The organism is Psychrobacter sp. (assembly GCF_018260395.1).
GTDB lineage: Bacteria > Pseudomonadota > Gammaproteobacteria > Pseudomonadales > Moraxellaceae > Psychrobacter.
Genome location: NZ_JAGLBC010000162.1, coordinates 1 through 4,966 on the forward strand (window position 1 = coordinate 1; position 4,966 = coordinate 4,966).

Annotated in this window: 5 protein-coding genes; 3 read left to right on the top strand and 2 right to left on the bottom strand. The window is 36.0% G+C overall.

All coding sequences use genetic code 11. The features are described from left to right. The first annotated feature begins 32 nt into the window (after positions 1-32). The 3 genes from QZ265_RS09775 (at position 33) to queE (ending at position 2,938) form a co-directional block, all read left to right on the top strand. On the top strand, positions 33-953 hold the full coding sequence (locus QZ265_RS09775; protein WP_296405720.1) for an alpha/beta fold hydrolase: 921 nt from the start codon (positions 33-35) through the stop codon (positions 951-953). Positions 954-1,180: 227 nt separating this feature from the next. Next, entirely contained in the window at positions 1,181-2,002 is an 822-nt protein-coding gene (dapD, locus tag QZ265_RS09780; protein ID WP_296405722.1) for a 2,3,4,5-tetrahydropyridine-2,6-dicarboxylate N-succinyltransferase, read from the top strand. A gap of 207 nt (positions 2,003-2,209) precedes the next feature. Continuing rightward, positions 2,210-2,938: a 7-carboxy-7-deazaguanine synthase QueE gene (queE, locus tag QZ265_RS09785; RefSeq protein WP_296405724.1), complete on the top strand. Its 729-nt coding sequence runs from the start codon at positions 2,210-2,212 to the stop codon at positions 2,936-2,938. Positions 2,939-3,035: 97 nt separating this feature from the next. Here the strand turns inward: queE and QZ265_RS09790 are convergent, their stop codons facing one another. Together QZ265_RS09790 and lolA are read right to left on the bottom strand one after the other, a co-directional pair. Continuing rightward, positions 3,036-3,686: a TetR/AcrR family transcriptional regulator gene (locus QZ265_RS09790; RefSeq protein WP_296405726.1), complete on the bottom strand. Its 651-nt coding sequence runs from the start codon at positions 3,684-3,686 to the stop codon at positions 3,036-3,038. A 292-nt stretch (positions 3,687-3,978) separates the two neighbouring features. Continuing rightward, positions 3,979-4,695 (bottom strand): outer membrane lipoprotein chaperone LolA, encoded by a 717-nt coding sequence (gene lolA / locus QZ265_RS09795; RefSeq protein WP_296405728.1) that lies wholly within the window; start codon positions 4,693-4,695, stop codon positions 3,979-3,981. Positions 4,696-4,966 lie beyond the last annotated feature (271 nt).

Sequence of the window (4,966 nt, forward strand, 5' to 3'; positions counted from 1 at the left end):
CATCAAATTAATTCCATTTTTAAGGATTCTTTATGCCTAAGACAGTTATGTCCACCGATCAGGTTCATTCTTTGCACCATACCATTTATCAACCAAAGAACAAGGCCAAAGCCACTTTACTTATCGTACATGGAATGACAGAGCATAGTGGACGATATGCCGAATTTTCCCAATATTTAGCAGATCATGATATTGCGGTTTTAGCATATGACCAATTAGGTCACGGTCGTAGCATTCGCAATGCAGATGAACTAGGTTTTTTTTCTAAGTCACATCCGGTTCAGACATTACTTAAAGATGTCATATTAATGGCTGATAAATTGAAGCTTCAATATCCTGATGTACCTCATTTTATTATGGGACATTCTATGGGCTCATTTATTGTGCGCAATGTGCTACAAGTACATAATAGTGAATTTGCGGGCGCAATTATTATGGGCAGTAGTGATTACAATCCATTGGTTAAAGCTGCTTATCCTATTACCAAAACATTAAATAAGTTACAGCCTCATCGTCATAATTCAGTGCTTGCAACTGGTATTAATAAGTTTTTGAGATCACAAATTAAGGATAAATCCATCAAGTCAGATTATGCTTGGTTATGCAATAATCCTAAAGCGATTGCAGAATATGAAAGTGATCCGTTATGTGGTTTCGATTTTACCAATAATGGCTTTTGGACTCTGGTAAAGTTAATGGACACTGGTCTAGCCAAAAATTGGGCGGAGACTATTGAGCATGACTTCCCAATGCTCTTGATAAGTGGAGATGATGACCCTGTAGGCAATATGGGAAAAGGCATTCGTAAGTTGTACAAGCGTATGAAAAAACAAGGCTTTGAGGAGCTTGAGATGAAGCTTTATACAGGTATGCGCCATGAACCTTTGCATGAAGTTGAAAGTATAAAAGTGTTGGAAGACTTATTATTTTGGATAGATAAAAACATTGTTTAAAATCTTATTGTTTAAATAATCTTATAGCATAAATTCACAATTAAGCCATAGCCTTGATAGCTATCTATATTGCTATCTATGATGCCAAGTATACTTCTGAGTTTGCTGCTAAAAATATGAAGCGTTTATTTGCTTAATAAACTAAAATTAGCGACAATAAGGCTTGTGCAGCTAAGTGTGCTGTCACAATCTTATTTTTACCTTCATCTAATTCATATGGAAAACTCATGTCACTAGAACAAATTATTGAACAAGCTTTTGAAAAACGCGCTGATTATAGCCCAAGCTCTATGCCACAAGACATAAAAGACGCAGTTAATAATGTTTTAGAACAATTAGACAATGGTAGCCTAAGAGTTGCCGAAAAGAAAGATGGTGAATGGGTAGTTAATCAATGGGCAAAAAAAGCTGTTTTGCTGTCATTTCGTATGAATGATAACTATCCAATGCCAAGCTGTGAGCATCTACAATTTTATGACAAAGTCCCAACTAAATTTGCAGATTGGACTGAACAACAATTTAAAGCGTCAGGTGTGCGTGTGGTACCTCCTGCTGTTGCTCGTCGTGGTTCTTTTATCGCTAAAGGCGTGGTATTAATGCCAAGTTATACCAATATTGGTGCATATGTTGATGAAGGCACTATGGTAGATACTTGGGCTACTGTTGGTTCATGCGCCCAAATTGGCAAAAACGTGCATTTATCTGGTGGCGTAGGTATCGGAGGAGTATTAGAGCCTCTTCAAGCCAACCCTACTATTATTGAAGACAACTGTTTCATCGGTGCGCGTTCTGAGATTGTTGAAGGCGTTATCGTCGAAGAAGGTTCAGTAATTTCTATGGGTGTATATATCGGTCAGTCTACAAAGATTTATGATCGTGAAACTGGCGAAATCTATTACGGACGTGTTCCTGCAGGCTCAGTAGTCGTTTCTGGTAATTTGCCGTCTAAAGATGGCTCACATAGCTTATATTGTGCCGTTATCGTTAAGAAGGTTGATGCCCAAACACGCTCTAAAACTAGCATCAATGAACTACTACGCTTGGCATAGGTACTAGTATTATCATGATTTAAGTCTAACCATAATTAAAATTACCAACATGATATTACAGTTTAATAATTTCATTCAAGGTGCTTAGATTTACGCTAAGCACCTTTATTATTTATACTATCATCCCCATACATCGCTATATTCTATCTGAACCAAATAGCTAGTTTTAAAATCTTTAGCTAACAGCCAATTTAAAGGTCAACATCCATGACTCAAGTCACTACGTTACGTAACCAGTTTATCCCTGTAACCGATCCTGAAGCTGGCTTGCGTATGACTGAGATTTTCTACTCTTTACAAGGGGAAGCTTTAACGTCAGGGCTACCTACAGTTTTTGTACGACTGACGGGTTGCCCTTTGCGCTGTGTTTACTGTGACACTACCTACTCCTTTGTTGGTGGAGAGAGACTATCTTTAGATGCTATCATAGCCGATATAGTTCAGTATCCCTGTAAGCGGGTCTGCGTCACTGGTGGAGAGCCATTGGCACAACCTAATTGTATAGCCTTGATAAATCGTTTGCTTCATGAAGGCTATGAGATATCGCTGGAGACGGCTGGTGCACTATCCGTATCAGAAGTACCCATTGCAGTTAGTAAGGTAATGGATATTAAGACACCCAGTAGTGGCGAATCGGACAAGAACTTATGGTCAAATCTTCAATATTTAACCTTACACGATCAAATAAAGTTTGTAATTATGAATCGTAGTGATTACGACTGGTCAAAACAAATATTAAATGAGTACAATTTAGATAAATTAGTGGGTACAGTTTGGTTCTCGCCTATGTTCAATGTTAATGACAAAGGGGGATCTATCGTTGAAGTACCAAGCTTAGCGCGAGAATTAGCTGAGTGGATTTTGGAAGATGCGCTGCCAGTAAGATTGCAATTACAGCTACATAAGATTATTTGGGCTGATGCAAAAGGAAAATAAGCATTTATTAACTTAATTTATATCTTATAGAGCAATAAGATAACTAGCCTATAAACTTAAATATATTGTCAGTGTTTTAATTAGCCATCAGTATTTATCAAGCAATAGGTTTTTGTGTAAAAAGCTTGAATATATAATCGATATGTTGTTCAACGATTTCTTTTGAGAACGGATCTTTGCCAGATAATCTTTTAAATTGCGGTGCAAAAGTGAAAATAGAATTCACAGCCCCTATAAATAAAAAGCGCACGTGTAAGCTATCACCTTCAAGCATTAAACCTAATTTTTGAGCTTGATATAATAAATTTAGCTCAGAATCCGAGTAAGGTTTTATGTACTTATCTATAAACCAATTTAGCAACTCAGAGTCACCATGATTGGCATGAATCATAAAGCGGTGAAAGTTTGGGAACTCAGCACTAAAATTTATAAAATGCTTCAATAGTTCTCGGACCACATCGAGTTGATCAAGACTACCTAGGCTTTTTAGATACTTTTCTGACTCCGTGGTATAAGTATAAAATATTGCTTCGGCTGCAGCTTTCCAAAGGTCTTCTTTAGTTCCAAAATGATGAGTAATTAGGGTATGGTTCACCCCCGCTGTACTTGCTATAGCGCGTGTAGAGACGCCATCAAACCCCGCAGAAGAAAACTCTTTCAGTGCTGCATCTAGTATCTTTATTTTAGTTTCACGTGAACGTTTTTGCTCTGAACGTTTAGGGGCAGATGTTACTGCTTTAGCTGTCATTTTATCCTCAAATATAGTAATAGCCACTTAAAACTTATGTTCGCTTTATATCAATGTCATGCCAATTTTAATGCTTAATATTATATTAGAGTTTACCATATCTTCGAAACGACATGACTAAACACTGTTTTATAACCAATAAAAAAGACCCAAGCATAGGCTAAGGTCTTCGCTTATTCAGTCTGTATGATTTACAGTCTTTGTGACATTGAAAATCTTTATTATGCAATAAACCATTCGTTCCTAAGGTATATTGTAGTTAAAATCAACTAGACTAAAATTATGACACTGATTACTGATTAATGATATCTACACCTTTTGGTGGTGTAAACTTAAATTGACTGCTAGGAATACTGCTATTCAATTTTACATTATTGAATTTGATAGAGGTAACTTGACCTAATGAATCATTCAATACCATCATAACTGGTTTGCCACCATTAAAGCTAACAGCTAAGCTATTAAAGTTACTGCCTTTATTTTTTGGATATAAGACATAATAGTTTTTAGTTGCATTAGGCTGAGTAATCTTAAAGTTATTGGCAATTTTACTCGTGTCACCTGATAACAATAACGCTGGCGTATTGCCTACCTGTTGATCAGCATTTTGACGGGTTACTTGTTGCAAGTCTTTATCATAAACCCATAACATATTACCATCGGTCACAATTAACTGCTCAGAAGGTGAAGTAATATTCCAACGAAAATTATTTGGACGCTGCAAACTCATAGTGCCTGAAAAAGTGCCATTTTTAGCACTTAAGCCACTTTTTCCACCATTCGGACCTTTAGTGGTCTGGATGAAGTTAGCCGTCATACTTTTAGTATTACCTAATAAACTATTTAAACGCTTGGCTGCAGTTAAACTATCAGCGGCAGTAGCTGCTTGAGCAGCTTGTGAGATAGCCATTACAGGCATACTTAAGATTAGCGCCCCTGATAGAGCCGTACCCATTACTTTTTTTAGCATTAATTTAGTTTTATTATTGGCAGTATCTTGATGTTGCATAATTTCTTTATCCTTAAAAGGTTAAAAATGTGAAAAAATTCAAAATTTAAATAGCTAATAAATTAAAACAGTGTTTTACAATTAAAAATTAGATTTAAAAAAATTTATTAAAATCTAAAAGCTGCTACGCTTATTTCTATTAAACAGTGTGCCATTTAATTTCTTACGTGACTAGACGATTAATGCAAAAAAAACTGCTGGCTTGTTACACAGTTATGACAGAGCTAATTACAAAAGTTCTTCTATATCTTATTGTATTTTATTGAATAGA

Excerpts from the sequence above, each read along its gene's own strand:
- QZ265_RS09775 (WP_296405720.1), top strand. The coding sequence starts at position 33 with ATGCCTAAGACAGTTATGTCCACCGATCAGGTTCATTCTTTGCACCAT.
- dapD (WP_296405722.1), top strand. The coding sequence starts at position 1,181 with ATGTCACTAGAACAAATTATTGAACAAGCTTTTGAAAAACGCGCTGAT.
- queE (WP_296405724.1), top strand. The coding sequence starts at position 2,210 with ATGACTCAAGTCACTACGTTACGTAACCAGTTTATCCCTGTAACCGAT.
- QZ265_RS09790 (WP_296405726.1), bottom strand. The coding sequence starts at position 3,686 with ATGACAGCTAAAGCAGTAACATCTGCCCCTAAACGTTCAGAGCAAAAA.
- lolA (WP_296405728.1), bottom strand. The coding sequence starts at position 4,695 with ATGCAACATCAAGATACTGCCAATAATAAAACTAAATTAATGCTAAAA.